Annotated in this window: 25 protein-coding genes, 1 tRNA gene and 1 riboswitch; of the genes, 22 read left to right on the forward strand and 4 right to left on the reverse strand. The window is 35.1% G+C overall.

Annotated features, from left to right (window positions below):
- Positions 1 to 57: 57 nt before the first annotated feature.
- The 3 genes from HMPREF3182_RS04955 to HMPREF3182_RS04965 form a co-directional block, all read right to left on the reverse strand.
- Positions 58 to 146 (reverse strand) — tRNA-Ser (locus tag HMPREF3182_RS04955).
- 77 nt (positions 147 to 223) lie between these two features.
- On the reverse strand, positions 224 to 877 hold the full coding sequence (locus HMPREF3182_RS04960; RefSeq protein ID WP_007392793.1) for a methionine ABC transporter permease: 654 nt from the start codon (positions 875 to 877) through the stop codon (positions 224 to 226).
- A complete protein-coding gene (locus HMPREF3182_RS04965) occupies positions 858 to 1,901 on the reverse strand; it encodes a methionine ABC transporter ATP-binding protein (RefSeq protein ID WP_007392746.1) in 1,044 nt (347 codons plus the stop codon). Before HMPREF3182_RS04965 ends, HMPREF3182_RS04960 begins: the two co-directional genes overlap by 20 nt.
- A 74-nt stretch (positions 1,902 to 1,975) precedes the next feature.
- Positions 1,976 to 2,074, reverse strand: a riboswitch (SAM riboswitch).
- Positions 2,075 to 2,236: 162 nt separating this feature from the next.
- Here HMPREF3182_RS04965 and HMPREF3182_RS04970 point away from each other — a divergent pair.
- From HMPREF3182_RS04970 to HMPREF3182_RS05055, 18 genes are all read left to right on the forward strand, one after another.
- Entirely contained in the window at positions 2,237 to 4,240 is a 2,004-nt protein-coding gene (locus tag HMPREF3182_RS04970) for an LTA synthase family protein (protein WP_062485840.1), read from the forward strand.
- 14 nt (positions 4,241 to 4,254) lie between these two features.
- Complete coding sequence (locus HMPREF3182_RS04975) at positions 4,255 to 5,013, forward strand: glycosyltransferase family 25 protein (protein ID WP_007392756.1); 759 nt, start codon at positions 4,255 to 4,257, stop codon at positions 5,011 to 5,013.
- A gap of 80 nt (positions 5,014 to 5,093) precedes the next feature.
- Positions 5,094 to 6,767, forward strand: a complete 1,674-nt coding sequence (locus tag HMPREF3182_RS04980; RefSeq protein WP_007392781.1) for a glutamine--tRNA ligase/YqeY domain fusion protein — start codon at positions 5,094 to 5,096, stop codon at positions 6,765 to 6,767.
- Positions 6,768 to 6,906: 139 nt separating this feature from the next.
- Positions 6,907 to 7,176: a DUF4321 domain-containing protein gene (locus HMPREF3182_RS04985; protein ID WP_007392770.1), complete on the forward strand. Its 270-nt coding sequence runs from the start codon at positions 6,907 to 6,909 to the stop codon at positions 7,174 to 7,176.
- A 14-nt stretch (positions 7,177 to 7,190) separates the two neighbouring features.
- Positions 7,191 to 7,745, forward strand: a complete 555-nt coding sequence (locus HMPREF3182_RS04990) for a Maf family protein (RefSeq protein ID WP_062485843.1) — start codon at positions 7,191 to 7,193, stop codon at positions 7,743 to 7,745.
- A gap of 2 nt (positions 7,746 to 7,747) precedes the next feature.
- A complete protein-coding gene (radC, locus tag HMPREF3182_RS04995; RefSeq protein WP_062485846.1) occupies positions 7,748 to 8,431 on the forward strand; it encodes a RadC family protein in 684 nt (227 codons plus the stop codon).
- A gap of 123 nt (positions 8,432 to 8,554) precedes the next feature.
- Complete coding sequence (locus HMPREF3182_RS05000) at positions 8,555 to 9,142, forward strand: shikimate kinase (RefSeq protein ID WP_007392801.1); 588 nt, start codon at positions 8,555 to 8,557, stop codon at positions 9,140 to 9,142.
- Entirely contained in the window at positions 9,105 to 10,067 is a 963-nt protein-coding gene (gene pfkA / locus HMPREF3182_RS05005) for a 6-phosphofructokinase (RefSeq protein ID WP_007392761.1), read from the forward strand. Before HMPREF3182_RS05000 ends, pfkA begins: the two co-directional genes overlap by 38 nt.
- 149 nt (positions 10,068 to 10,216) lie before the next feature.
- Positions 10,217 to 10,885, forward strand: coding sequence for an amino acid ABC transporter permease (locus HMPREF3182_RS05010; protein WP_007392782.1), 669 nt, complete (start codon positions 10,217 to 10,219; stop codon positions 10,883 to 10,885).
- A complete protein-coding gene (locus HMPREF3182_RS05015; protein ID WP_062485848.1) occupies positions 10,872 to 11,591 on the forward strand; it encodes an amino acid ABC transporter ATP-binding protein in 720 nt (239 codons plus the stop codon). Before HMPREF3182_RS05010 ends, HMPREF3182_RS05015 begins: the two co-directional genes overlap by 14 nt.
- A gap of 121 nt (positions 11,592 to 11,712) precedes the next feature.
- Positions 11,713 to 12,750, forward strand: a complete 1,038-nt coding sequence (gene mltG, locus HMPREF3182_RS05020; protein ID WP_206445553.1) for an endolytic transglycosylase MltG — start codon at positions 11,713 to 11,715, stop codon at positions 12,748 to 12,750.
- Positions 12,747 to 13,349: an O-methyltransferase gene (locus HMPREF3182_RS05025; protein ID WP_007392804.1), complete on the forward strand. Its 603-nt coding sequence runs from the start codon at positions 12,747 to 12,749 to the stop codon at positions 13,347 to 13,349. The genes mltG and HMPREF3182_RS05025 overlap by 4 nt, the downstream gene beginning before the upstream one ends.
- A 54-nt stretch (positions 13,350 to 13,403) precedes the next feature.
- Positions 13,404 to 14,630: a peptidase U32 family protein gene (locus HMPREF3182_RS05030; protein ID WP_036257630.1), complete on the forward strand. Its 1,227-nt coding sequence runs from the start codon at positions 13,404 to 13,406 to the stop codon at positions 14,628 to 14,630.
- Positions 14,623 to 14,856: a DUF4911 domain-containing protein gene (locus tag HMPREF3182_RS05035; RefSeq protein ID WP_007392731.1), complete on the forward strand. Its 234-nt coding sequence runs from the start codon at positions 14,623 to 14,625 to the stop codon at positions 14,854 to 14,856. The genes HMPREF3182_RS05030 and HMPREF3182_RS05035 overlap by 8 nt, the downstream gene beginning before the upstream one ends.
- Positions 14,857 to 14,953: 97 nt before the next feature.
- Complete coding sequence (locus HMPREF3182_RS05040) at positions 14,954 to 16,909, forward strand: DNA topoisomerase 3 (protein ID WP_062485851.1); 1,956 nt, start codon at positions 14,954 to 14,956, stop codon at positions 16,907 to 16,909.
- A gap of 58 nt (positions 16,910 to 16,967) precedes the next feature.
- Positions 16,968 to 18,230, forward strand: a complete 1,263-nt coding sequence (locus tag HMPREF3182_RS05045; RefSeq protein WP_062485853.1) for a hypothetical protein — start codon at positions 16,968 to 16,970, stop codon at positions 18,228 to 18,230.
- 42 nt (positions 18,231 to 18,272) lie between these two features.
- The gene (dcd, locus tag HMPREF3182_RS05050; RefSeq protein ID WP_007392806.1) at positions 18,273 to 18,800 is read left to right on the forward strand and encodes a dCTP deaminase; all 528 of its coding nucleotides are present in this window, start codon (positions 18,273 to 18,275) and stop codon (positions 18,798 to 18,800) included.
- A gap of 95 nt (positions 18,801 to 18,895) precedes the next feature.
- On the forward strand, positions 18,896 to 19,438 hold the full coding sequence (locus HMPREF3182_RS05055; RefSeq protein WP_062485856.1) for a hypothetical protein: 543 nt from the start codon (positions 18,896 to 18,898) through the stop codon (positions 19,436 to 19,438).
- Positions 19,439 to 19,710: 272 nt separating this feature from the next.
- Here HMPREF3182_RS05055 and nadE read toward each other — a convergent pair whose 3' ends face one another.
- Positions 19,711 to 21,621 (reverse strand): NAD(+) synthase, encoded by a 1,911-nt coding sequence (gene nadE / locus HMPREF3182_RS05060; protein ID WP_062485859.1) that lies wholly within the window; start codon positions 21,619 to 21,621, stop codon positions 19,711 to 19,713.
- A gap of 312 nt (positions 21,622 to 21,933) precedes the next feature.
- Between nadE and HMPREF3182_RS05065 the strand changes: the two genes are divergently transcribed.
- From HMPREF3182_RS05065 to era, 4 genes are all read left to right on the forward strand, one after another.
- Positions 21,934 to 22,896, forward strand: a complete 963-nt coding sequence (locus HMPREF3182_RS05065) for a tRNA modification radical SAM protein MnmL/YtqA (RefSeq protein ID WP_062485862.1) — start codon at positions 21,934 to 21,936, stop codon at positions 22,894 to 22,896.
- Between the two features lie 7 nt (positions 22,897 to 22,903).
- Complete coding sequence (locus HMPREF3182_RS05070; protein ID WP_062485865.1) at positions 22,904 to 23,863, forward strand: PhoH family protein; 960 nt, start codon at positions 22,904 to 22,906, stop codon at positions 23,861 to 23,863.
- A 14-nt stretch (positions 23,864 to 23,877) separates the two neighbouring features.
- The gene (gene ybeY / locus HMPREF3182_RS05075; RefSeq protein WP_007392780.1) at positions 23,878 to 24,351 is read left to right on the forward strand and encodes an rRNA maturation RNase YbeY; all 474 of its coding nucleotides are present in this window, start codon (positions 23,878 to 23,880) and stop codon (positions 24,349 to 24,351) included.
- A 67-nt stretch (positions 24,352 to 24,418) separates the two neighbouring features.
- Complete coding sequence (gene era, locus HMPREF3182_RS05080) at positions 24,419 to 25,318, forward strand: GTPase Era (RefSeq protein WP_062485868.1); 900 nt, start codon at positions 24,419 to 24,421, stop codon at positions 25,316 to 25,318.
- Positions 25,319 to 25,321 lie beyond the last annotated feature (3 nt).

Raw genomic sequence — 25,321 nt, forward strand, 5'->3', positions numbered from 1 at the left:
GGAAGGCCAATAAAAAAAACACAACGCAGATATAAATATCTGCGTTGTGTTTTCTTTTGGCGGAGCGGGTGGGATTCGAACCCACGAGACCTTTCGGTCCAACTGATTTCGAGTCAGCCCCGTTATGACCACTTCGATACCGCTCCATATGACGCTTTGTTATTTTAGCATAAAAATATAGTAGCGTCAATTATAAAATATTTAATATGTATAACTAAATAGATTACTTTTTATTTTTTTTATTAGAAGCGTAATCGCCTATGCTTTGAATGAGATTTACTCCGACGATTAAAATAATAATAGTAATTAACATGATATCGCCTTGAAAGCGTTGATAACCGTAACGAATAGCAATATCACCTAAGCCGCCACCACCAATAGCACCAGCCATAGCAGAAGAACCAATTAAATTAACGATTAATACGGTAACGTTATTAATAATTGTCGGTAGTGCTTCCGGTAATAATACTTTGCGAATAATTTGAAAAGGGGAAGCACCCATAGATTCAGCGGCTTCGACTAATCCAAAATCAACATCACGAATAGACGTTTCCACTAAACGACTTAAAAAAGGAATGGCAACGATGGTTAAGGGAACACAAGCAGCAGTGGTGCCAATAGAAGTACCAACGACTAGTCGTGTAAAAGGAATAATCGCAACCATTAAAATAATAAAGGGAATAGAGCGAATAATATTAACGATAGCTCCTAATATTTGATGAATATGTTTATGTTGTAAAATATGATTTTTTGATGTTATAACTAATGTAACTCCCAAAGGAATACCGATGATAGCGGCAATGATGGTAGAAACAATCACCATTATTAATGTTTCTTGAATTCCTTGGAGCATTAAATCAACAATTTCTAGGGACATATCCTAACACCTCACTTTTTACGGGTAATGTTTTGATATAGGAATAGGCTTTTGCCTGTGTTTCCATATCGCCTAATATAATAATAACTAAATAGCCAAAGCGTTCGTTTTGGATATAATCAATATTGCCATATAATACACTAACATTAATATTGAACTTGCGAACCACTGAAGCAACCAACGGATCACCTGTTAAAGCACCTTTAAACCGCAAACGCACAAGCATGGAAAGGTTTGGCGCAGGTTGGGGAGAAATACCTAATTTTTTTAGTCCTTTTGGTAACTCCATATTAATAACTGATTTCACAAATTCTTGCATCGTTTCTGATTGAGGATTCGAAAATACATCCACCACACGACCGGATTCTTTGATGATACCGCCTTCAATAACGGCAACACGATGGCAAATATCTTTTACAACGCTCATTTCATGTGTAATTATAACAATGGTTATGCCTAAGCGCTTATTGATGTCTTGTAATAAATCTAAAATCGATTTTGTCGTTTGGGGATCTAATGCTGATGTAGCTTCATCACATAACAAAATTTTAGGATCGCTTGCCAATGCCCGCGCAATACCGACTCGTTGCTTTTGACCACCTGAAAGTTGGGAAGGGTAATTATATTTACGATCAGTTAAATTTACCAGTTCTAACAAATCGGATACCTTTTTCTCGATGGCTTCTTTGGAGGCTCCAGCTAATTCTAAAGGAAAGGCAATATTTTCAAATACCGTTCGAGAGGATAATAAATTGAAGTGTTGGAATATCATACCAATATGTTTTCGTTCTTCTCGTAATTGAGCTTCCGTTAATGTGGTTAAATCTTTACCGTCAATAATGACGTTTCCCTCGGTTGGTTTTTCTAACATATTAATACATCTAACTAGTGTAGATTTACCGGCACCACTTTTGCCAATGATACCAAAAATTTCACTGTCTTCGATAGTTAAAGAAATACCTTTTAAAGCATTTACTTTTGCCTTACCGCTATATGTTTTGGTGATATTCTCTAAACGAATCACAGTATCAACTCCTTTTTTTTAATAAACAAATAAAAAAGACCATCAACAAGAATGATGGTCTGTATTCTCACATAACATCATCTGCCGGAATGTTCCGTTGGATTTGGCACCTTCCCAAACTGGGGGTTGCCGCAACGTCATAAGGCCAGTCCCTCGGTTGCTCGCGATGAATTAAATTTATTGTTTGAGTTATTCTATCATTTTAGATTATTTTTGTCAACGCAAAACTACTGCTTTTAAGTGCTTTTGAAAAAATTTCTTTTTATTTGTATGTATAATAGTGATATGGTATAGTATAATTAATTGGTAAAGATAAGAAAAAATGAGGTGAAATAATGTTTACTATGTTTATTGAGGGGGCACAGCAGGATATAAAGTTAATACTTATTCCTGTTATCATTTCTGCAATATTTCGATTTCTTTTTATTTATCTTTATGGAAATGGTGAAAAAAACGCTCTATATTATAAAAAAGTTCGTCTATCCCTGTGGTTTGGATTTTTGTGGGGGCTAGATTTTCATGCTTATGTATATTTATTATCGTTATTATGTATTACTATTCCTAGTGTTTTCGTGGTTTCATATGCAAATATAGCGGATTCTTTACGCTGTTTATGGGTGGTAGTATATGCTTTATGTTTATATGTGGCATTTATGGGGAAGATGATTTTTTATGGAGAATTTCATGATATTTACAATCAAACGATGTTATTAGGAAAAAATGCAGATAAGGGTAATTTTGTCGATATCTTTTTACATCAATACCATGGATGGATAATTTTACTGGGGATCATTCCGTATAGTATAATTGTTTATTTTCTTACTGCTGGTATTTTAGTTACACCTGTTATTCCCTATCTTTTGATTGATAATACTTTCCTTCGCTATCTTGTTAACTTTTTCTTTTTTGTCTTAGCTGGGGTGGGATTCTATTGGATTCGATACGGCGGACATTTATCTCATTTGTTTAAACCATCTAGGAATAATATGCCTACGTTGTTAAAAAATGATCCATTTTTTTCTAAAGCAACTGTTGATGATTTGATTGCGATTGAATTAGTATTGAAACAGCAAGAAAAAAAGATCTTAAAACATACGGAGGAAGAGTCAACTCAAATATTAATCCCGTTATTTGGCAAAACAGATCAAATGAAAAATCGTGATTGGTCGTTTTTTCTGCGTCATGCTAAGGGTGCAAAAATACGAAAACCAAAGCATATATATTTCATTGTAGGAGAAAGTTATACGCAAGTTCCTTTTGATGAGAAATACAAAGACCTGCATTTAGTAGATGGAGGAAAGGCATTTAGGCAAAGTGAACATACGATAGCGGTATCTAATTTTTTACCGGCAGGCTTGATTTCACAGCCGTCACTTGCAAGTTTATTCTCAGGTATTTTTGATGCTAATTTTGAAATTAATGAAATGCCCATATTTCAGCGAAAGCAAGTACCGACTGCATTTGCGGCACAAATGCAAAGATTGGGCTATCATACGGCCTATTGGTATGGCGGCAATACGGCTTGGGCTAGTCTTGGCCGGTTTGGGAAAGCACAAGGGTTTGAAATACAGAAAGGGGCCCCTGAATTTTGCCCTAGTAATTCACCTCATACGTGGCTTGGTATTTATGATCACATATTTTTTGAAGGGTTATATGAAGAAATTTGTAAACTGGATCCAGAAATCCCTATGTTCCATCTCATTTATACGACATCAAATCATCCCCCTTATACGATTCCAGTGGGTAAATTCGGATTTGATCCAGATCGGATTATGCCTAATTTATCAGCGGATATTCGACAGGACTCAAAATTATTAAATAATTTAGGTATGTATTGGTATGCCGATCATTATATGAGCCAATTTATACGTAAGGTACAGACGTTGGATGAAGATAGTCTGATCATTGTCACAGGAGACCATTCACGACTTATTATTCCTTTTAACACGGAAATGTATTCGCAAAAAAATCCAACTTTACGTGAAAAATATTGTACATCTTTTGCTATGTATCATCCTGATTTACAGCAGTCTATGTTTTATCAAACTAAAATTGGTGGACATATGAATATTATGCCAACCGTATTAGAATTAATTGCACCAGAAGGATTTGAGTATTATTCGATCGCACCGTCCTTTTTAGAACCTATTGATTCGGTTATAACCCCTTATCATTGGCTTACATCTGATATGATTGGGTATTATGAAGACGCCATAGCGTCATCGTTAGAAGATACGGAAATGGAACAGACGAAGGGAATTACTTGTTTTTATAAAGAAAGGCAAGCATGGTGTGAATGGACGGCATGGGTAATCAAGCATCCCGAATTATTGCATTGAGGAGGTAGGCGTGCATGAAATGCTATGTATTAACCACGGCTAATGAAAAAAAACGTCAAGAACATGCGCAAGCTGAATTTACTAAAATAGGAATAAAACCGATTTTTTTTCAAGGTATTGATGGACGAATAATGTCTTCTGCACGATTAGGTGAAATCTCCAATAATACGGCGATGCTTCCTGGAGAAGTAGGGTGTGCGGCTAGTCATTTGCATATTCTTCGTGCATTTTTGCAATCAAAAGAAGAAGCGATTTGTATATTTGAAGATGATGTTTGTTTTTCTACAACTATGACAGCTTCTTTATTATCAGCTATGCAAACATTTATTAGTCAACAAACTGGTGGAGCGGCATTGCTTTTAAGAAAAAGAAAACGATTAGGTAAAATGATTCAATCATATCAAGACATAAAAATATATGAATGTTTTCGTGCTAGTGGCGCTATTGCATATATTATTAACAGAAAAGCAGCAGAAATAATTATTAACTTGAATACGCCCATACGCTTTCAAGCAGATAATTGGAAGGTTTTTATAGCTGCCGGTGCAATATCTTTATATGCTTTAGATAATGATTTGTGTTTTGAGTGGGAAGAAGATGGTAAATATCGTAGTGTTGTGGGCGAATCATCTCTTCGAGCCTGCCATCAATCATCACATAAAAAAATGGTACACCAATTTTTAAAATCGCAGGGAAAGACTACCTTTTTTGAATTTAAAGTATTGCTTAAGGCTTATTATTATGCGTGGTATCGAATGATTACACGTCGCTAATAAAGGGAAAGGTCTTTTTACTAGAATCTAATTTTATTTTGTGTTAGAATTACATATTATATGCAAAGGGGAGACCGTTCATGGAACAGGAAAAAAACAAAAATTTTATTGAATCAAGTATAGAAAAAGATATACAAGAAAAAAAATATGGAGATCGAATTCATACCCGTTTTCCACCTGAACCGAATGGGTATTTGCATATTGGGCATGCGAAATCAATTTGTTTAAATTTTGGGATTGCAAAAAAATATGGCGGTATTACGAATTTACGCTTTGATGATACAAATCCCTCAAAGGAAGACACGGAATATGTTAATTCGATAAAAGAAGATGTTGAATGGTTAGGATTTTCATGGGATGATCGTATGTTTTACGCCTCTGATTATTTCCCTATTTTATACGATTACGCCGTGAAATTAATTTCGCTTGGAAAAGCTTATGTCGATGATTTATCGGGGGAAGAAATTCATGCTTATCGTGGAACTTTTAATGAACCTGGTAAGGAAAGTCCGTACCGCGATCGTAGTGTAGAAGAAAATTTACGATTATTTCAGGAAATGAAAGAAGGAAAATATCAAGACGGGGAAAAGGTTTTACGGGCCAAGATTGATATGGCTAGTCCTAACCTTAACATGCGGGATCCCGTATTATACCGTATTTTACATGCATCTCATCATCGAACTGGAAATACATGGTGCATTTATCCTATGTATGATTTTGCCCATCCTGTTTCAGATGCAATTGAACGTATTACTCATTCTATTTGTACGTTAGAGTTTGAAGCACATCGTCCATTGTATAATTGGGTATTAAAAGACTGGGAAGATCCAGAAGGACAAAAACCACAGCAAATTGAATTTGCTCGTTTAAATGTTACCCATATGATTACGAGTAAGCGAAAATTACGGGCGTTAGTCGAAAAAGGAGTCGTACGTGGTTGGGATGATCCTCGGATGCCTACTATTTCAGGCATTCGAAGAAGAGGATATACACCTGCTTCGATTCGCGATTTTTGTGAACGCATTGGTGTAGCTAAAGCGGATAGTATGGTTGATAGTGCATTGCTGGAATATTGTATTCGCGAAGATCTGAAGCTAAAAGTTCCCCGTATTATGACGGTAATCGATCCGATTAAAGTGGTGTTAGTCGATTATCCGGAAGGCAAAACAGAAACATTAATCGCTGATAATAATCAAGAAAATGAATCAATGGGACAACGTAAAATAACGTTTAGTCGTGAATTGTATATTGAACGACAAGATTTTATGGAAGAACCAGTTAGAAAATTTTTCCGTTTGGCACCAGGTAAAGAAGTACGGTTAAAGTATGCATATATTATTAAATGTGAACGTGTGTTAAAAGATGAACAAGGAAATATTATTGAAATACATTGTACTCATGATCCTGAAAGTAAGAGCGGTACGGGAGAAAATGCCAATCGCAAGGTAAAAGGGACATTACACTGGGTATCAGCAGCAGATGCGGTAGATATTACAACTAGAATGTACGATTATTTATTAACAGACAATGAAGAAGACGGGGACAAAGATATTTTAGAGCAAATCAATCCTCAAAGTTTAGTTGAATATCAGAGTAAGGCAGAAGCGTATATTAAAGAATTTAAACAAGGAAATTCTTTTCAATTTTTACGGCAAGGTTATTTTGTCATCGATCCAGATACTACATCGGATCATATTGTAGTAAATCGCATTGTAGGTTTACGAGATACATGGGCAAAAATGCAAAAAAAATAACGAATATATAAAATATAAATGACCGAGTATTTCATTTTTAATTTTTAGATGAAATTTCGGTCATTTTCGCTCATAACTATTGCCTCTTTGTGGAACAGCTTGTATAATAAACTCAACTTTTGAGATAAGGAGGAAGAGAATGAAACGATTTTCATCTCAAAGTACGTTTGTCATTATTGTTATTTTAGTGTTAGGTGGAATTTTTGGAGGTATTATAGGGGAATTAATTAATACTTCAGAAATAGGAAATACGATTTCTTTACTTACGGAGCATCACGAAATTTTTAATATCAACAATATTGCCATTAATTTATATATTATAGAATTTAATTTTGGTCTCCATTTTGCACCGAATGTGTTGAGTATTATCGGTATTATTATTGCTTGGTTTATTGCTAGAAAATTATAATAGGAGGCACGATTGTGTTACTGTTAGCATCTACATCGCCACGACGCAAAGAGTTATTAAATACGCTGCAATATGTATATGAAATAAAACCTTCGTCTTACGAAGAGGATATTCCTGTTCAAGGAGATCCGTCAGCATTTTGTTTACGGCAAGCACGTGGTAAAGCCGCAGCAGTTAGTCGTATTTATAGTCATGATTGGGTATTGGCAGCCGATACTATTGTTGCATTGGGAACGACTATTTTAGGTAAACCGCATCATGTTGAAGCGGCAAGACATATGTTGCAGCAGTTATCGGGAAAAGAGCATATGGTCTTTACTGCAGTTGTGTTACGGCGGCAAGAAAAAATATACGAAACAGTAGTACAAACACGTGTCATATTTAGGATACTTTCGGCTGTAGAAATTGATGCGTATATTCGTACGAAAGAACCAATGGACAAAGCAGGTGCATATGCTATTCAAGGTGGGGCTGCTTCCTTTATAAAAGAAATACATGGATCATTTACTAATGTTATTGGATTGCCTCTAGCGGAGGTAAAAGAAATGCTTGTTCAAGCACAGGTGTGATAATGAAACCAACGTTCTGTACAAAAAATGAACAACCACGCGAAAAGTTTATCCAACAAGGAAAAAAAGCACTAACTGATCGAGATTTATTGGCTATTTTATTGCGTACAGGGATAAAAGGATACTCTGTTTTGGAAATTGCGGATTTAGTATTACAGCAACTACCACAAGAAAATATTTATTATTTAGGTGAAATATCGATACATGATTTGTGTAAAATTCATGGGATTGGAAGAGATAAGGCCATTACGCTATGTGCGGCTGTTGAATTAGGTCGAAGGATTGTTAAACAGCGTGTAAAAAAGAATTCTCCTGATTTTAATCATCCCGATTGTATTGCAGAATATTTAATGGAAGATATGCGATATTTACCGCAGGAGCGATTTATAGCAGCATTTTTATCTACTAAAAATCGGTTAATTTGCATACAGACCATTTCGATAGGTTCTTTGAATATGAGTGTAGCTAAAGCCAGGGATGTCTTTCGGATGGCCTTACAATATAACGCTGCAGCGGTTATTTTAGCACATAATCATCCTAGCGGGGATCCAGAACCGAGTCCTGATGATATTGCGATTACTAAACGCATTGCTGAAGCAGGGAATATCATGGGAATTCCGGTTTTAGATCATATCATTATCGGTGATGGTGATTTTGTAAGTTTATGTAGGCGTGGTTATCTATAATGAATAACGTATGTAAGGAAAGAATTTTGTAGTTGTTATAAAATTCTTTCTTTTTTTGTGTATATTATTTTTTTTTGCTATAATAAAATGCAATGTTTGTAAATAGAGAAGGGAGGTACGGTAATGAAAAGGAATATTGTTTTGGTTGGTATGATGGGCAGTGGTAAAAGTCATATTGGTAGAAAATTAGCACATCATTTGAATTGGCAATTTGTCGATACAGATAGAAGAATCGAACAGGCGGAAGATAAAACCATTGCTGAATTTTATTCCTCTTCTGGTGAAGCCGCATTTCGAGAGCGTGAAATAAATATATTGCAACAAGTAAGCCGCTATCATGAAGCCGTTATTTCCTTTGGCGGAAATTTTCCTATGACGATTGAATCATATCGTATATTACATAAGCATGGATTTATTATTGCTTTATTAACAGAACCTTTTCGCGTGGAAGAACGAGTTAAGCGCCATATTGGCAAACGACCTACTGTTGATTACGACAATTTATCCGTTTTTGTACGAAAAATGTTGAAAGAATGGGAAACTATTTATCCCTACTGTGATGCTGTTATTGATACGACTCGAGGCGGTTCGGGACAAATCGTACAAATGATTACGAAGACACTTCGAGATAAAAAAGTTAATTTTGTAAAACGGGAAAAACGGAGGCGAAATAATGAAACGGAAAATAGCAATTCTAACAAGCGGCGGTGATGCACCAGGAATGAATGCTGCTATTCGCGGATTGACTCGGTATGCTTTATCCAAAGGTATTGATGTATATGGTATTATGCGTGGTTATGAAGGTCTTTTAAACCAAGAAATTATTCCCCTCACGAGGAGAAGTGTCGGTGAAATTATTCACCGGGGGGGGACGATGTTACGTACTGCTCGTTGTCCTTCTTTTTTACATGAATCAGCTCAAAAGCAAGCCGCGGACTATTTACAGCAATCACAAATAGATATGCTTTTTGTGATTGGCGGAGATGGTTCCATGCGTGGTGCTGCAGCACTAAGTAGACAAGGTATTGATACGATGGTTATTCCTGGAACTATTGATAATGATATGCCTGGAACACAATATACGCTGGGTTTTGATACGGCCGTTAATACCGTATTAACTGCTGTGAATAAAATTCGTGATACGGCATTTTCACATGAACGCGTTGCCGTAATTGAAGTGATGGGACGGAATTCTGGATTTATTGCACTTGAGGCGGGGTTAGCGGTAGGTGCTGAAATGGTATTAATTCCAGAGTACCCTGTTGATTTGGCGGGGATTTGTCAACAATTAACCGCTTCGCATGAAAGAAAAAAAATGAGCAGCATTATTATTGTCGCTGAAGGTGCGGCCAAAGGTAGCGATGTCGTTGCTTATATTCAACAGCACACGCAAGTTGAAACGAATTTAACGGTGTTAGGTTATATTCAACGAGGCGGTTCTCCTTCTTCTTATGATGCTGTAATGGCTGGGAAATTAGCACAATGTGCGATTGACACATGGCTACAAGGCAATACTAATTGTATTATTGGTCTACGAGATAATGTTATTATGGCAACTCCTTATGCTAAAGCAGCATCAATAAAGAATACCTTAGATAAAAAGAAATATGAGTTAGTACATGTATTAGGGCAATAATATGTAACTAAATTTGAAATAAGTCGAGAATTAGCGTAATTTTTTTCTCTATTTTTTATTTTATAATTTGACAACGCATAAAAATACAACTATAATATATAACGTAAATAGTTATAAATATTCATAAATTAGTATGAAGGAGAATTATTATGTCGTCTTTTGATTTTGAGTTAATTTGGAACTCGCTACCTCTGCTTATTACGGGAGCTGGAGTTACAATTGAAATTACAGCGATTTCCGTAGGTATTGGCTTTATTTTGGGATTAATTGTCAGTATTTGTCGCCTTTCGCAACTGAAAATAATAAAAGGTATTGCCATTTGTTATGTTAATATTTTGCGAGGCACACCATTATTAGTACAGATTTTTTTAATTTACTTTGCACTTCCTATGATTATCGGTCAACGTATCAATCCTTTTGTTGCTGCCGTTGCAGCTTGCTCCATTAATAGTGGCGCTTATGTTTCGGAAATATTTCGTGCGGGCATTCAAGCTGTTGATAAAGGACAAATGGAAGCAGGGCGGTCATTGGGCTTATCTTGGATGCAAACTATGTGGTATATTATTTTACCACAAGCTTTTCGTAAAGTTATTCCTCCATTAGGGAATGAATTTATTTCGATGACCAAGGAAACGTCGTTAGTTTCTGTTATTGGCTTTGAAGAATTAACACGTAAAGGGCAATTAATTATTGCTAAAACATATGGGTCCTTTGAAATTTGGTTAACCGTAGCTGCTATTTATTTAATTATGACTTTGAGTATTGCCCAATTAGTTAGTTATTTAGAACGGAGGCTGGCGACGGATGATAAAAATTGAGGGATTAGAAAAAAAGTTTGGTAATCATGCTGTATTAAAGGGCATTGATTTAACTATTCAAGATAAAGAAGTAGTGGTCATTATTGGGCCTTCTGGTTCGGGAAAAAGTACGATATTACGGTGTATCAATCGTTTAGAAGAACCTACGGCAGGTCATATCACCGTAGATGGCGTAGGTATAGATGATGCAGACAGCATTAATGCGGTTCGTAAAGAAGTAGGAATGGTCTTTCAACGATTTAATTTATTTCCGCATATGACAGTACTTGAAAATATTACCTTAGCGCCGATTAAAATACGTCACGAATCAAAATCAGAAGCAGAAGTGCATGCGTTGCAATTACTTAAAAAGGTTGGATTAGAAGATAAAAAAAATGCTTATCCTGATACCTTATCAGGGGGACAACAACAGCGAGTAGCGATTGCTCGAGCATTAGCAATGAAACCCAAATTTATGCTTTTTGATGAACCAACATCGGCATTAGATCCAGAAATGGTACGGGAAGTATTGGATGTTATTAAAGAATTAGCTCATGAAGGCATGTCTATGGCCATTGTTACACATGAAATGGGATTTGCTAAAGAAGTTGCCGACAGAGTGTTATTTATTGATGAAGGGATTATTTGTGAAGAAGGGACACCGCAACAAATTTTTTCGCATCCCGTAGAAGAAAGAACCAAGGAATTTTTATCTAAAATATTATAGGTAATAATTGGGTGAAAGAAGTCTTGTCTATGTGCAAGACTTCTTTTGATTTTGAATATTAGATTAAAATATGGCAAATGCCATCTCTTTTAGTGAAAAGTTGGCAAGGACTATACAGATAATGTATAATAAGCTCATGGATATGAGAATCTGGTTTAAAGAAAATAAAAAAATATATAGTATTGGTCTCGTAGTACTGGGGATAATTACGGTTATATGCATTGCTTTTGCCATATATTTTATGCCGTGGTCTTGGCATAAAAACAAAGGTTATTTTCAAGTGCAAGATAATCAAACAGCAGTACAAGTAGCACAGCAGTTATATCAACAAGGATATATTAGTCATCCACGGCTTTTTATTTTTATTGTGCGTATAACAGGTAATGCCCATACATTGAGAGCAGGGGAATATTTTATTACCTCTCATATGAGTTTTTATGCAATGATTCATAAACTTACTAGCGGACATTCAGAGGCTTATCGTATTGTTATTCCGGAAGGATATACGGTAAGGCAAATTGCTAAGGTGATTGCCTCAAAAGGTCGTATATCTGAAAAAGATTTTTTGCAAGCAGCGAATCAGGATTCTTTGCTTTATCCATATATGAAAAGCACACGTCCAGTGGTATTTAAGGCAGAGGGTTTTTTATTTCCTGATACGTATGATATTCCTTATCATGCGAAGGCAAAGGATGTTGTGCAAGTTATGTTAAAAAATTTTGATCGTAAAGTACCGAGTACATGGCGAAGTAAAGCTAAAAAACAGCATTTAACTGTATCTGAGTGGGTAGCACTTGCTTCTTTAGTAGAACGAGAAGCTCGATATGGAGAAGATAGAAAACCTATTGCCGAAACATTTCATCAACGATTAAAAATACATATGAAATTGCAATCTGATGCAAGTATTTCGTATGCTATGGGAACTCATAAATTGGGATATTCTCTATCTGAATTACAATATGATTCACCTTATAATACGTATAAGTATGAAGGGTTGCCGCCCGGGGCTATTTGTAATCCAGGGTTACCTTGTTTAGAAGCAGCGTTATCAGAAAAAGAAACGCCATATGTATATTTTGTAGCCGATCGCGAGGGACATAACCATTTTGCAACTACGTATGAAGAACATTTACGTAATATACAGGAGTATCTTCGATGAAGGGATTATTATTAGAGATGGAGCGGTATGGTAGACAACAGGAAGTGCCATTGATTCGTCAATCAGAAATTTCCTTGTTATGTCATATCGTAAAGCAGTATAAACCGAAACATATACTAGAAATAGGTACAGGGATTGGGTATTCAACATTACTAATGCTACTATATGCGGCACCAGGTGCTATTATTGATACAATAGAAATTAATACCGAGCGTATGGAAAAAGCTCATTTTTTTATTTCTCGTACCCCCTATGAAAAGCAAATTCGATTTCATACAGGTGATGCTTGTTCCGTATTGAAAACATTACATGAAAGATGGGACTTTGTCTTTTTAGATGGTCCTAAGGGGCAATATATTCGGCAATTACAACTTATTTTGCCATATCTACAAAAGCAAGCACTTATCGTAGCAGATAATGTGCGGTATCACGATATGTTATATATTGACGGAACAATACCACATAAACATCGAACGGCCGTACAACGGATACGTACATTTTTATCTTATATAGAAAATGAAACATTATTTTCAACAGTTTTTTTTGAAAATGGTGATGGCATGACCGTATCCCGATATAAGGGATATCACTATGAATGAACGAGAAGGTATTCTTTGTTATAGAGAAAGGATTAGAATAAAATAATGCAACACATGGAATTATTAGCACCAGCAGGAAATATGGATAAGTTAAAGGCAGCATTTTTATATGGTGCTGATGCCGTCTATTTAGGGGGAAAATCATTTGGGTTACGTGCATTTAGTGATAATTTTTCTCCTGAGGAAATGAAAGAGGCAATTTTTTATGCCCATAAACTTGGGAAAAAAGTGTACGTAACCGTTAATATTTTCCCTAAACATGAGGATTTACCTGCATTGCCCTCATATTTAAAACAACTATATGAATTTCACGCAGATGCAGTTTTGGTGGCTGATCCAGGAATTTTTGGTATAGTTAGAGAAGTTGTTCCTAATTTACCTGTACATATTTCCACACAAGCGAATACAACTAATTGGGCGGCTGTTAAGTTTTGGCATGATCAAGGGGCTTCACGCGTCGTAATGGCGCGAGAAGTGAGTTTACATGATATTCATGAAATCCATGATCGTGTGCCCGTTGAACTTGAAGGATTTGTACATGGGGCTATGTGTATTTCGTATTCAGGTAGGTGCTTATTAAGTAATTACTTTACACAAAATAGGGATTCTAATAGAGGGCAATGTGTTCAATGCTGTCGATTCAAATACAATATTGTTGAAGAAACGAGACCCGGTGAGTATTTCCCTGTCGTGGAAGATGAACGAGGAACCTATATTTTTAATTCTAAAGATCTATGTATGTTACCGTACATCCCTGATATGTATGAAGCAGGACTTACAAGTTTAAAAATTGAAGGACGCATGAAAAGTGTACATTATGTGGCTACAGTAGTAAAAGTGTACCGAGAAGCGATGGATGCTTATGAAAAAGATCCATCACATTTTACGATAAAACCTGAATGGGTAGAAGAATTAGAAAAGATATCACATCGGCCATATACAAGAGGTTTTGCCGTTTCACGTCCAACCGAAGCCGATCAGGTATATAGCCATTCCTCGAATACACAAACACATGAATTTATAGGCGTGGTAAAGTCATATGATGAAGTGCAGCAAATTATTTGGATAGAGCAACGTAATCACTTCAAAGTAGGGCAAGAAGTTGAATTTTTACAACCTCATGAAAATATTGTACGCATAGAGATCAAAACACTTGTTAATGAAGAGGGGCTACCTATTGATGCAGCACGTCATCCAAAAGAATGCGTAGGGATACCAAGTCCTATACGTATAGAACCGCACTCTTTATTACGCCGTAAAGTAGGGAAAACAAATGCTTGACTCACAGTGGGTATATTTTCAAATTGAGCCATCTCAAATGACCATGTTTATTCGCTTACTCGAGGGTTTAGATCATGTGGGTGTAGTGACAACACTAGATGGAAAACAGGGGATTGGTTATGTTCGTACAACTGCTGATACCAAATCCATAGTGTGTCGCTTTTTGAGCGATTTTCCTTTTTCGGTTACATTACTTTCGTTTGAAGAAATGCAGGCATTTGTATAAAAAAAGATACATCAATTAATGATGCTTGGCAGTGTATTGTCGCATCTCCTTTTACAAAAATCTTCATGATAATATTGTTCCAGGGAAAGTGAATTCAATGAAATTATTTATTGCAGAAAAGCCAAGCGTGGGACGAGAATTAGCTAAAAATTTATCAGGCCCAATAAAATCACATAATGGGTATATTTATTGCGGTAAAGATGTGGTTACCTGGGCATATGGACATATTTTACAGCAGGCAGAACCCCATGCATATCAAGCTAGATATAAATATTGGCGACGAGAAGATCTTCCTATTATTCCACAAACATGGAAACTATTAATTTCACCGACAGCGAAAAAACAATTTGCGATAATTAAACAATTGATACACCAAGCAGATAGTATTGTCCACGCGGGTGACCCTGATCGGGAAGGGCAGTTGCTAATTGATGAAATATTAGAATTTGTAGAGAATAAAAAACCAGTACAACGAATTTTATTGAATGCGTTGGATAAAGATAGCATTCAGTATGCATTAGCACATGTGCAAGATAATGCTAATTTTACACCTTTGCGTGATTCTGCTTTAGCACGAAGTCGTGCTGATTGGCTTATTGGCATGAATTTATCTAGGGCCTATACGTTGGCAGCACAAGAAAAAAAGCATAAGCGAGTGGTATTTCCTATTGGTAGAGTTAAAACGCCAACATTGGCATTAGTGGTAAGGAGGCAACAAGAGTTAGATCATTTTATACCACTAGCATATTATGGTATTAAAATAGCTGTTATACATCAAAATGGAATGATTCATGCTGTTTGGAAACCGAATGAATTGCAATCAGGTCTAGATGAACAAGGTCGTTGTTTAAAGAAAGATGAAGTTACAGTTGTTTTAAAAAAGATACAAGAAAACCCTATTGGCACGATTCTTTCGTATTCAACAAAAAAAAAGAAGGAAATGCCTCCATTTCCCTTATCATTATCAGATTTACAGATATTAGCAGGTAAGCGATATGGGTATGAGCCTCAACAAGTGTTAGAAGCGGCCCAGGCGTTATATGAAAAGAAAGTAACTACCTATCCTCGTTCTGATTGTAATTATTTACCTTTAAATCAATGGAAAGATCGCACGGTTATTTTACAGAACTTACAACGTATTTCGGCAGGAGAATTGTCTATATGGAGTCAGAATGCTGATTTAACGGTACGTAGTTTAGCATGGAATGATAAAAAAATTACGGCACATCATGCTATTATTCCAACTAAAATGCCCTGCTCTTTTTCTACCCTTACTTCTATACAACAGCATATATATTATTTAATCGCACAAGCATATATAGCTCAATTTTATAAACCTTATGAGTATGATAGCACCCAATTGCAATTAACCATGGCGGCAGAAATTTTTATTGCTCATGGTAAGGCGGTTCGTGAATGGGGATGGAAAGCGTTATATCAACAGTATGCTAATACTAATTCGGATGAAAAAGTACATCTTTTGCCTTCTACATGCGTTGGCGATAAGGTGACCTATGAATCGGGAACAGTCGAGAAAAAAATGACGAAACCGCCATCTCGTTTTACGGCGGCTTCGTTGGTAGGTGCTATGAAAGAAATATATAAATATGTAAAAGATGAAAGCTTAAAAAAAATTTTAAAAGAAGTACAAGGTATAGGGACGGAAGCAACACGTGCTATCATTATAAAAGAATTGATTGATCGTAAGTTTCTTAAGGAAGAAGGTCGTAAAAAATATTTAATTCCTACTGATATTGCCTATGAATTAATAGAAGCATTGCCTGATGCATTGCGCTATCCTGATGCAACGGCTATTTGGGAGAATCGCTTGCAAAATATGAGTCAAGGTAAAGAAAATTTGCAGTCTTTTCTTGTCGATCAAATTGAATTTTTGCAACAATTATTATTGCATGTAGGAATTACTTCTAATCCGCCGCATAATTGTCCTCGGTGTTCTCGCCCCTTACGGTTACGTAAAGGCCCTTATGGTAATTTTTATGGTTGTAGTGGGTATCCTACTTGTACGTATACAGAAAAGTTGGCCTCTAAATAGTAGATATAATGATATAGATTATACAGTATGGTGTGTATCTTAAAAAATAGGTGTATTTATGAAAATAAACGAGATACGTGTTCTATATAAAGCTCAAAAATATCATGATATTATAGGTTTTTATGAAAAAGAATCCGAGCAAACTACATGGACTCCTCAAGATTATTATTTTTATGCATATAGTTTACGTAAAGTAAAACAATATCATAAAGGACATATTATCTCAAGGGCAGGCATTATTCGGTATCCCCAATATCATATTTTATATAATGTCTATTGCTGGTGTTTATATTATACCTATATCTTTCCGTTTCAATCACAGCAACAGGATAAAACGGTATTTTTGCGAGCTGCTGCATCTATTTTTTCGTATTGTAAACAAAATATATATACCCCGTATGAACGAACGGTACGTAAAATTTTACAAGCATTTCAAGGCGATTCTTCTTTTTCATATAAGCAACGAGATTATTATTTATCCTTGTTAGATCCAGATAAACTAGCAGCGGAAGAAAAAAAAGTACATGCCGATGGAACGGTCACGTTTTATGAATCTCCCCGCGAATGGTGGTATGTACAAAAGACGAAATATTTATTAAAATTAAAACAATATGATACATGCATTCAGTTTTGTCAAGAAGCACTGCGGCGCATATCTCCTTGTCATAACGATAATGAAATTTGGTTTTCCTATCGTATGTCTATGTGTGAAATGCATAATCATAACACACAACGAGCAGCCGCTATTTTGAAAGGACTTAGTGTATATCATCGACATTGGATTTTATATCGAGGACTTATGCTTGTTAATATAAAAAAACAGCAATGGAATCAGGCTATTACAGAAGGTAGCCGGGCTATGCTTATGCCCGGTGAAAGAGCACAAAAAATTCACGTATTGATAGAAATAGCAGATATATTACGACAGCATGTGATGGATTTAAAAGCGGCATATTGGCATGAAACAGCGGCATTACGTTTACAGAAACAATATCATTGGCATATTCCCATAGAGTTACAACAACGCGTAGAACTTTCCTCTTTTCCTGCATTAACACTAGAACAAGTGTGGCCTCTATTAGATGCATTTTGGTTGCAGGCGGCACATTTAGGAGAAACGGTTTATGAAGGTAGTATTTCACGCATACTACCAGGGAAAATAGGTGGATTTGTACGATTATATGATGGACAAGAATTTTTCTTTGGCAAAGAAGAATTTTTGCATACATCTTTGTCTTTAGGTTTGCCTGTTCGTTTTTATCTTGTTTCTTTTACGAATAATCAAACTCCACTACGTGCAATTGATATTCGACAAAGCTAATGATATAGATATGCTGTATATATGAAGAAAGGTGTGTTATATATGATATTATCTGGAAGGGAAATTATAAAACATTTGGGAAAAGAGATTCACATTGAACCATTTTTACCAGAACGGATAAATCCGAATAGTTATAATTTATCATTATTTAATGAATTATTGGTATATGAAAATCGACAATTAGATATGGCAACCCCGAATAGTACACGAAAAATAATTATTCCCGAAGAAGGATATGTATTACAACCGAATATACTATATCTAGGTAGAACAAATGAATACACGAAGACAGATGGATATATTCCGATGTTAGAAGGTCGATCTTCTGTAGGACGGTTAGGGGTATTTATTCATGTTACCGCTGGTTTTGGCGATGTTGGCTTTGCCGGTTTTTGGACATTAGAAATTTTTTGTGTTCAACCTATTCGCATTTACCCGAATGTAGAAATTTGTCAAATTTATTATCATGATATTGATGGTGAATATGATGGATATACGAGTGGAAAATATCAACATAACGAAGGAATTCAACCTAGCATGCTATGGAAAGATTTTCAGCATAAAAAATAATATGAATATACATGATACAGTGCGTAAACGCTATGAATATGATATACTATGTAAGGATTTGATAATTAATATTAAAATGATGAGAGGGATGGCATATGAATTTAACACCTTTATTGCAGGAATATTTTAAAGTTACCGTAAAAAAAAATTATATTATCGATGCAAGTTTGGGTACATTTGCTTTAACGTATGAAAATGATAGCTATTATGTAGATGGAAGAGTATTAACACAAGATGAAATTAAACCGGTTAAGACTTTGCTAAAACAAATTGTATCGCTAGCAGATATGGTCTTACCAGATTTATCTTATCAGGTGATTTCTATTCATATTCAGCGTGGAGCTCGTTTAGGCGAAAGTAAAATAAAAATGAATGATGGATTACAATTGTATACACAAACGCGATGTGAATTTATTTATGATCCACAACGGCAATTATTTGAAAATATTTGGGAAAAAGAAAGTCGTGAATTAAAAGACGAATTGGAAGATACGGAGTTAAAAAAGCCACATATATTTATTAAGGTAGATGAAAAAAAAGAAGTTTTATTGGCGGATGTTATTAAGGATATTTTTAAATCCGATGTGGCAGAATATCTTTTACAGCGTCACTATTGGCTGGATCCGGAAGAAGTGTAATGGTTTTATTGTTTTTTTAGGAAAAAACACAATATATTAAAAACTGCCCCAAAAAGTTATAACTAAAAAATAAGTTTCTGAGGCAGTTTTTAATACCCAATATAGTATAAAAATTAAAATAAAAGTTATAATAGCATTGAAAATACAGCATAAATAAAGTGTATCTCTAAGATAAGAAGGAGAGTACCCCAATACTAAATTAAGTGTATAAACAAACACTAGTATTGGGGTATTCGTTGTGTAGAATGCTTAATAAAGCGTTGCCTTTGGTATTATTTTTGAGGTGTAAGAAGTTTTTCTTTTAAGTGCAAATATGCTTGCGAATAATATGGAGTCAATTGAGATTCTCGCAAGTCAAAGCCGAAAGATCGCCGACTAACAGATAAAATAGGTGGACTTTGAATACGCTTTGCCACACCTAACCCCGAAAATCGCTTCCACCAATACTCTAAATCCGTAATAAAAGCAGCTGCATTAGGAAATATAGAATGAATACTAATGGGACAACCTAAATACTCCTCTAATGTTCCCTTTGCGTAGTGATTTAAAATAGTTTCTGGGGTAGCACGATTCCATTTTTCGATAAAAGCTGCAAATAAATAATCATGGTAAGGATAACATAAAGGGTCCCCTTGCCCTTTAGTAATATCTTGTTGTGCCGATAATTCTGCACTAGGTACAAGATCAATAATCTCTTGGGGAATGACTTCTTTCTTATACACCTTATCATTGAGATAATGTGCTAAATCATATACTTGATGTTTCCATAAATCTGCTGTGGCAGCTAAAAAGCCCGCACTATCACCGTATAAAGTTGCATAACCAACGGTGCATTCGGCCTTATTGGCATTGCAAGTAAAAACTCCGCCAAAAGCTGCCGCTATTCCAGCTAATACACGGGATGATCGATCACGTGCTTGGATATTTTCTAATACCGCATCGGTTAGTTGCAACTTTGCCGCAGCTGCTCGTGGTTGATTATTTTGAATATCCTGAATTTGCCTACATGTTAATTCTACACTATCTTGAATAGGCACTATCGCATAAGGGCATTGTAAATTGTCAGCTAATTGTTGGGAAAGGTTTTTGGTTAAATCTGAATTATATTGACTTGGCATATTTACGAGCAATATATTTTCTGGTTTCAAAACACGAGCATATAAAGCTGCATTTACAGCTGAATCAATACCACCAGATATACCGATAACTACTTTTTCTATTCCCATGGTAGTTAAGAAAGTATGAATACCGTAGTGTAATGCTTCATAGATAGAAGTAATTTCGCTTGTGTTGTTTTTTTGTATATATCCCGAGGGAGGAATAAATTGATGATTCACTTCATCATATTGTAAAATAGCTAGTTCATCTGAAAACGTCTTACAAGTATAAACCGGTGTTCCATCTTGATTATAAGCACTAGAAGAGCCATCAAAGGTATAAACATTTTTACCATTATTTTGGATTCCCGTAACATTTACATATACGGCAGGAGCATGAAGCATATTCAACTTTTCATGAAAGAGTTCATGCCTTTTTTTTGTTTTGCCAATGGTAAAAGGAGAATTGGAAATATTAACAAATAAATCTATGGGGGCTTCTTGTTGTAGATTCAGCATTGGTTTTACCTGATAAGCATCATCCCAACTATCTTCACAAATAAGCGGACCAACCCGTAATGGATGAGGCGAGGACGTATTTAACTTAATTGGAGATAATAAGTCGTAAATTGTACAGTTTTCCTCTTGGGCCACTTGAATGAGCGAAGTAAAATGCCGTGGATCCGAAAATTCACGATAATCTGGTAATAATGTTTTAATATAGAAAGGATAAGGCGAGCGGGAGGGGCCTATGAACGATTGATTATGTGCAATAAACATAGCATTATATTTGCGTAAGCGATTATCATGTTGTTTTTTGTTTTTATCTATAGCAACATTACCAAAAATAATAATAATTCCATTTGCAGCTTTGCGAATTTCTTCACCACAAGCTATCGATTCATTAATAAAATCCGTTTGTTCCCATAAATCACCTATAAAATATCCTGGAATTGCTAACTCGGGGAAAATAATTATATCACAATTTTCCTCTTTTGCATGTTGGATATATTGTTGCATTATAGTTAAATTATAGCGAGGATTGCCAGCGTGAATATGAAGTTGGGCCAAACCAATTGTTAACATACATAAACCTCCCTGTAAAACGTATTTATGTATATCCTAACATAAAATAATAGGGAATAACAGTAGATGAAGATAGAATAGCTAGTTTAAGAATAAATAAAATAATGTCATTAACCAAATGATATCGTAACAGGATAAATTCCATATTTTTATCTAAAAGACTTCCATGAAAAAACGAAAAAGAAAAGATTTTCATATTTTATAATATCAAAATGTGTTATACTGATATATATACATTATATTTTTCAGAGTGATACTAGGTTTATTCACTCATGATGGTAGTAAGATATGCCACTTAATATGAGGAGTTATATGAACGAACGATATCGTGTTTATTCGACGTATCTAAAAGAAACATACGGCGAAAAAGTATATAAATTACCTATCAGTATTCCAGATACATGTCCAAATCGCGACGGGACTTTAGGCAGAAATGGTTGTGTGTTTTGTGGATCTATTGGCGCTGGTTATGAAAATTTACCGGCCTCTTTTTCCGTAGCAGAACAAATTAAAGCTAATATTGCTCATATTGCCCCTAAATATAAAGCACATAAATTTATTGCTTATTTTCAAAATTTTACTAATACTTATTTACCTATTACGGCATTTCATTCATTTTTAGTAGAAGCGTGTCTTCCTAATATTGTGGGATTAGCCATTGCTACACGTCCTGATTGCATTACTCGTGAATACTTAGATGTTTTAAAAAAAATTCAACAAACCTATCAAGTTGATATTTTACTCGAATTCGGTTTACAAACCGCTAATTATAAAACGTTGGTTAAAATTAATCGTGGACATACGTTGGCTGAATATATTGATGCTTTGTGTATGGTTCGTGATTATGGGTTTCGTGTTTGTACTCATGTAATATTAGATTTACCTTGGGATACCATGGAAGATACAATTGAAACCGCAAAAATTATTTCGGCATTACCGAATCATGAAATAAAATTACATGCGTTATACTTAATCAAGGGAACGTTAATGACAAGATGGTATAAAGAAGGTCGTATAAAATTATGGCCTTGTGAAGAATATGTCCAAAGAGTCGTTTCTTTTTTAGAATATACGAGACCAGATATAGTTTTTCAACGCTTAATAGGAAGAGCACCAAAAGAAGCAACGGAAATGGCAAATTGGGGTATGGGCTGGTGGAAAATCAGAGATATGATTGAGGCAGAGCTAAAAAAAAAGGATACATGGCAAGGCAAATTATGTACGTATTTAAATGGTAAAGGGGTACACAAATTCACACAGCATAAAGGAGAGTAAAAAAGGCATGCACGAAATCACTATACATTGTCAAAATATCGAAGAATTACGCACTCTTTTAGGTCATGGTGATGTCTATTTGCATTTTTTACAAAAAGAATTTCCTTCTTGTCATTTTTCTATTAGAGGTACAAATCTTTGCGTACAAGGAGATGTAAAGGAAACCGATATTGTCATTCAAACGAGTACGTTATTACGTTTTTTACAGCAAGAACGAGTATATATAACAGAACAGCATGTTCGCTATATTGTACAACAATTGCATGCAGGAAATGGTCAAAAATTAAAAGAATTATATGAAGATACAATCAATACTTCTGCTCGTGGACGGTTGATAAAGGCAAAAACGTTTGGGCAAAAAGCATATATTGATTCCATTCGTAAGCATATTGTCACATTTGGAATTGGTCCTGCCGGTACAGGAAAAACCTATATGGCGGTAGCATTGGCCGCATATTATCTAAGAAATCAAGAAGTAGAACGTATTATACTAACTCGACCTGCTGTCGAAGCAGGGGAAAAATTAGGTTTTTTACCTGGTGATTTACAAGATAAAATTGATCCGTATTTGCGTCCGTTATACGATGCCTTAGCGGATATGTTTGGTGGGGATAAATTCCAAAAATTAGCGGCTAAAAATATTATTGAAGTAGCCCCATTGGCCTATATGCGTGGGCGAACATTAGAACATTCATTTATTATTTTAGATGAAGCACAAAATACAACGAAAGAACAAATGAAAATGTTTTTAACCCGATTAGGAAATCATTCTCGTATGGTTGTCAATGGTGATGTTTCGCAAATTGATTTACCCGATCATCGTCAATCAGGATTAGTAGAAGCAGTAAAGATACTATCCTCTGTCAAAGGGATAGGCATAGTTCATCTTACTGCTGCTGATGTCGTTCGACATACTATGGTATCACGTATTATACGAGCATATGAAGCATATCATGAACCCAAATAGGAGGAATAATTTTTATGCAAATTACTATTACATATGAAAAAACAAATTTACAAAATAATGCTTATGACGAAATTATTGAGCGTGTATGTCAAGAAGCGGCGTTAGTATATGGTTTAGGTCCACAAGCAGAAATTAGCATTTTGCTTTGTCAAAATGAATATATACACACGTTAAATAAACAATATAGAAATATAGATAGACCTACAGACGTCTTATCTTTTGCTTTAAACGAAGGGGAAGATGACGGGTATGATGGTCCTGACACAGCGTTATTAGGTGATATTATAATTTCATTGGATAAAGTACGAGAACAGGCTACTGAATTTGGTCATTCTTTTGAACGAGAATTAGCATATTTAACAATTCATGGTATGTTACATATTTTAGGATATGATCACATGGAACCAAAAGATAAAGAAGAAATGAGAAAAGAAGAAGAATTTATTCTTTGCCGATTAGGATATGTCCGTGAAGGAGAAACGTTATAAATGTAGAAATAATATATAATCATCAACACGATGATATATTATTTCTCATTGCTATAAAGGAGAGTTTATGGAAACGAAGAAATTTCTATCTGGATTTATTGCTGTCATTGGTCGTCCAAACGTAGGAAAGTCAACTTTAATTAATCATATTATTAAAGAAAAGGTGACCATTGTTTCAGACAAAGCCCAAACTACACGTAATAGAATTTTATGTATTCATACAGATGAAAATAGTCAGATGATTTTTTTAGATACACCAGGCATTCATAAACCTAAACATAAATTAGGAGAATTTATGGATGATGCAGCGTATCAATCCTTAAAAGATATAGAAGCTGTATTATTTTTAGTTGCAGGTACTGACAAAAAAGGTCCAGGCGATATGTTTATTTCCGAAAAATTAAAAAATTGTACTGTGCCTGTTTTTTTATTAATTAATAAAATTGATTTGTTAACGAAAGAACAAGTATTACAAGCTATTATGTCATATCGTGAATTATATCCTTTTGCTCAAATTATTCCAATTTCTGCTAAACGAGGCGAAAATGTAGATGTTGTTTTAGATGAACTAAAACAAATCTTACCGGAAGGACCAAAATATTTTCCCGATGATATGATTACAGATCAACCAGAACGACTTTTAGTTGCCGAAATTGTTCGTGAAAAATTACTATTAGTTATGAATGAAGAAATTCCTCATGCTATTGCAGTATACGTAGAAGAAATGAAAACAAGATCAAAAAATAAAGTATATATTCGAACAAACATATATGTAGAACGAAATTCCCAAAAACGAATTGTAATTGGTAAAAATGGTTCAATTTTAAAAGAAGTTGGTGCATTAGCGAGACAGGATATTGAAACGCTTTTAGGTTCTTCCGTATACTTGGATATTTGGGTGAAAATAAAAGCTGATTGGCGCAATAAGGTCGCGGCATTACGAGAATTAGGATATACCAAAGAATAGAGG

The organism is Megasphaera hutchinsoni, assembly GCF_001553405.1.
GTDB lineage: Bacteria > Bacillota > Negativicutes > Veillonellales > Megasphaeraceae > Megasphaera > Megasphaera hutchinsoni.

Coding starts and splice junctions, on each gene's coding strand:
- HMPREF3182_RS05010 (WP_007392782.1), top strand. CDS start 10,217: ATGTCGTCTTTTGATTTTGAGTTAATTTGGAACTCGCTACCTCTGCTT.
- HMPREF3182_RS05025 (WP_007392804.1), top strand. CDS start 12,747: ATGAAGGGATTATTATTAGAGATGGAGCGGTATGGTAGACAACAGGAA.
- HMPREF3182_RS05040 (WP_062485851.1), top strand. CDS start 14,954: ATGAAATTATTTATTGCAGAAAAGCCAAGCGTGGGACGAGAATTAGCT.
- mltG (WP_206445553.1), top strand. CDS start 11,713: ATGTATAATAAGCTCATGGATATGAGAATCTGGTTTAAAGAAAATAAA.
- HMPREF3182_RS05055 (WP_062485856.1), top strand. CDS start 18,896: ATGAATTTAACACCTTTATTGCAGGAATATTTTAAAGTTACCGTAAAA.
- ybeY (WP_007392780.1), top strand. CDS start 23,878: ATGCAAATTACTATTACATATGAAAAAACAAATTTACAAAATAATGCT.
- HMPREF3182_RS04985 (WP_007392770.1), top strand. CDS start 6,907: ATGAAACGATTTTCATCTCAAAGTACGTTTGTCATTATTGTTATTTTA.
- HMPREF3182_RS05000 (WP_007392801.1), top strand. CDS start 8,555: ATGAAAAGGAATATTGTTTTGGTTGGTATGATGGGCAGTGGTAAAAGT.
- HMPREF3182_RS04975 (WP_007392756.1), top strand. CDS start 4,255: ATGAAATGCTATGTATTAACCACGGCTAATGAAAAAAAACGTCAAGAA.
- era (WP_062485868.1), top strand. CDS start 24,419: ATGGAAACGAAGAAATTTCTATCTGGATTTATTGCTGTCATTGGTCGT.
- dcd (WP_007392806.1), top strand. CDS start 18,273: ATGATATTATCTGGAAGGGAAATTATAAAACATTTGGGAAAAGAGATT.
- HMPREF3182_RS05070 (WP_062485865.1), top strand. CDS start 22,904: ATGCACGAAATCACTATACATTGTCAAAATATCGAAGAATTACGCACT.
- HMPREF3182_RS05015 (WP_062485848.1), top strand. CDS start 10,872: ATGATAAAAATTGAGGGATTAGAAAAAAAGTTTGGTAATCATGCTGTA.
- HMPREF3182_RS04980 (WP_007392781.1), top strand. CDS start 5,094: ATGGAACAGGAAAAAAACAAAAATTTTATTGAATCAAGTATAGAAAAA.
- HMPREF3182_RS05030 (WP_036257630.1), top strand. CDS start 13,404: ATGGAATTATTAGCACCAGCAGGAAATATGGATAAGTTAAAGGCAGCA.
- HMPREF3182_RS04960 (WP_007392793.1), bottom strand. CDS start 877: ATGTCCCTAGAAATTGTTGATTTAATGCTCCAAGGAATTCAAGAAACA.
- radC (WP_062485846.1), top strand. CDS start 7,748: ATGAAACCAACGTTCTGTACAAAAAATGAACAACCACGCGAAAAGTTT.
- HMPREF3182_RS05065 (WP_062485862.1), top strand. CDS start 21,934: ATGAACGAACGATATCGTGTTTATTCGACGTATCTAAAAGAAACATAC.
- HMPREF3182_RS04970 (WP_062485840.1), top strand. CDS start 2,237: ATGTTTACTATGTTTATTGAGGGGGCACAGCAGGATATAAAGTTAATA.
- pfkA (WP_007392761.1), top strand. CDS start 9,105: ATGAAACGGAAAATAGCAATTCTAACAAGCGGCGGTGATGCACCAGGA.
- nadE (WP_062485859.1), bottom strand. CDS start 21,621: ATGTTAACAATTGGTTTGGCCCAACTTCATATTCACGCTGGCAATCCT.
- HMPREF3182_RS05035 (WP_007392731.1), top strand. CDS start 14,623: ATGCTTGACTCACAGTGGGTATATTTTCAAATTGAGCCATCTCAAATG.
- HMPREF3182_RS05045 (WP_062485853.1), top strand. CDS start 16,968: ATGAAAATAAACGAGATACGTGTTCTATATAAAGCTCAAAAATATCAT.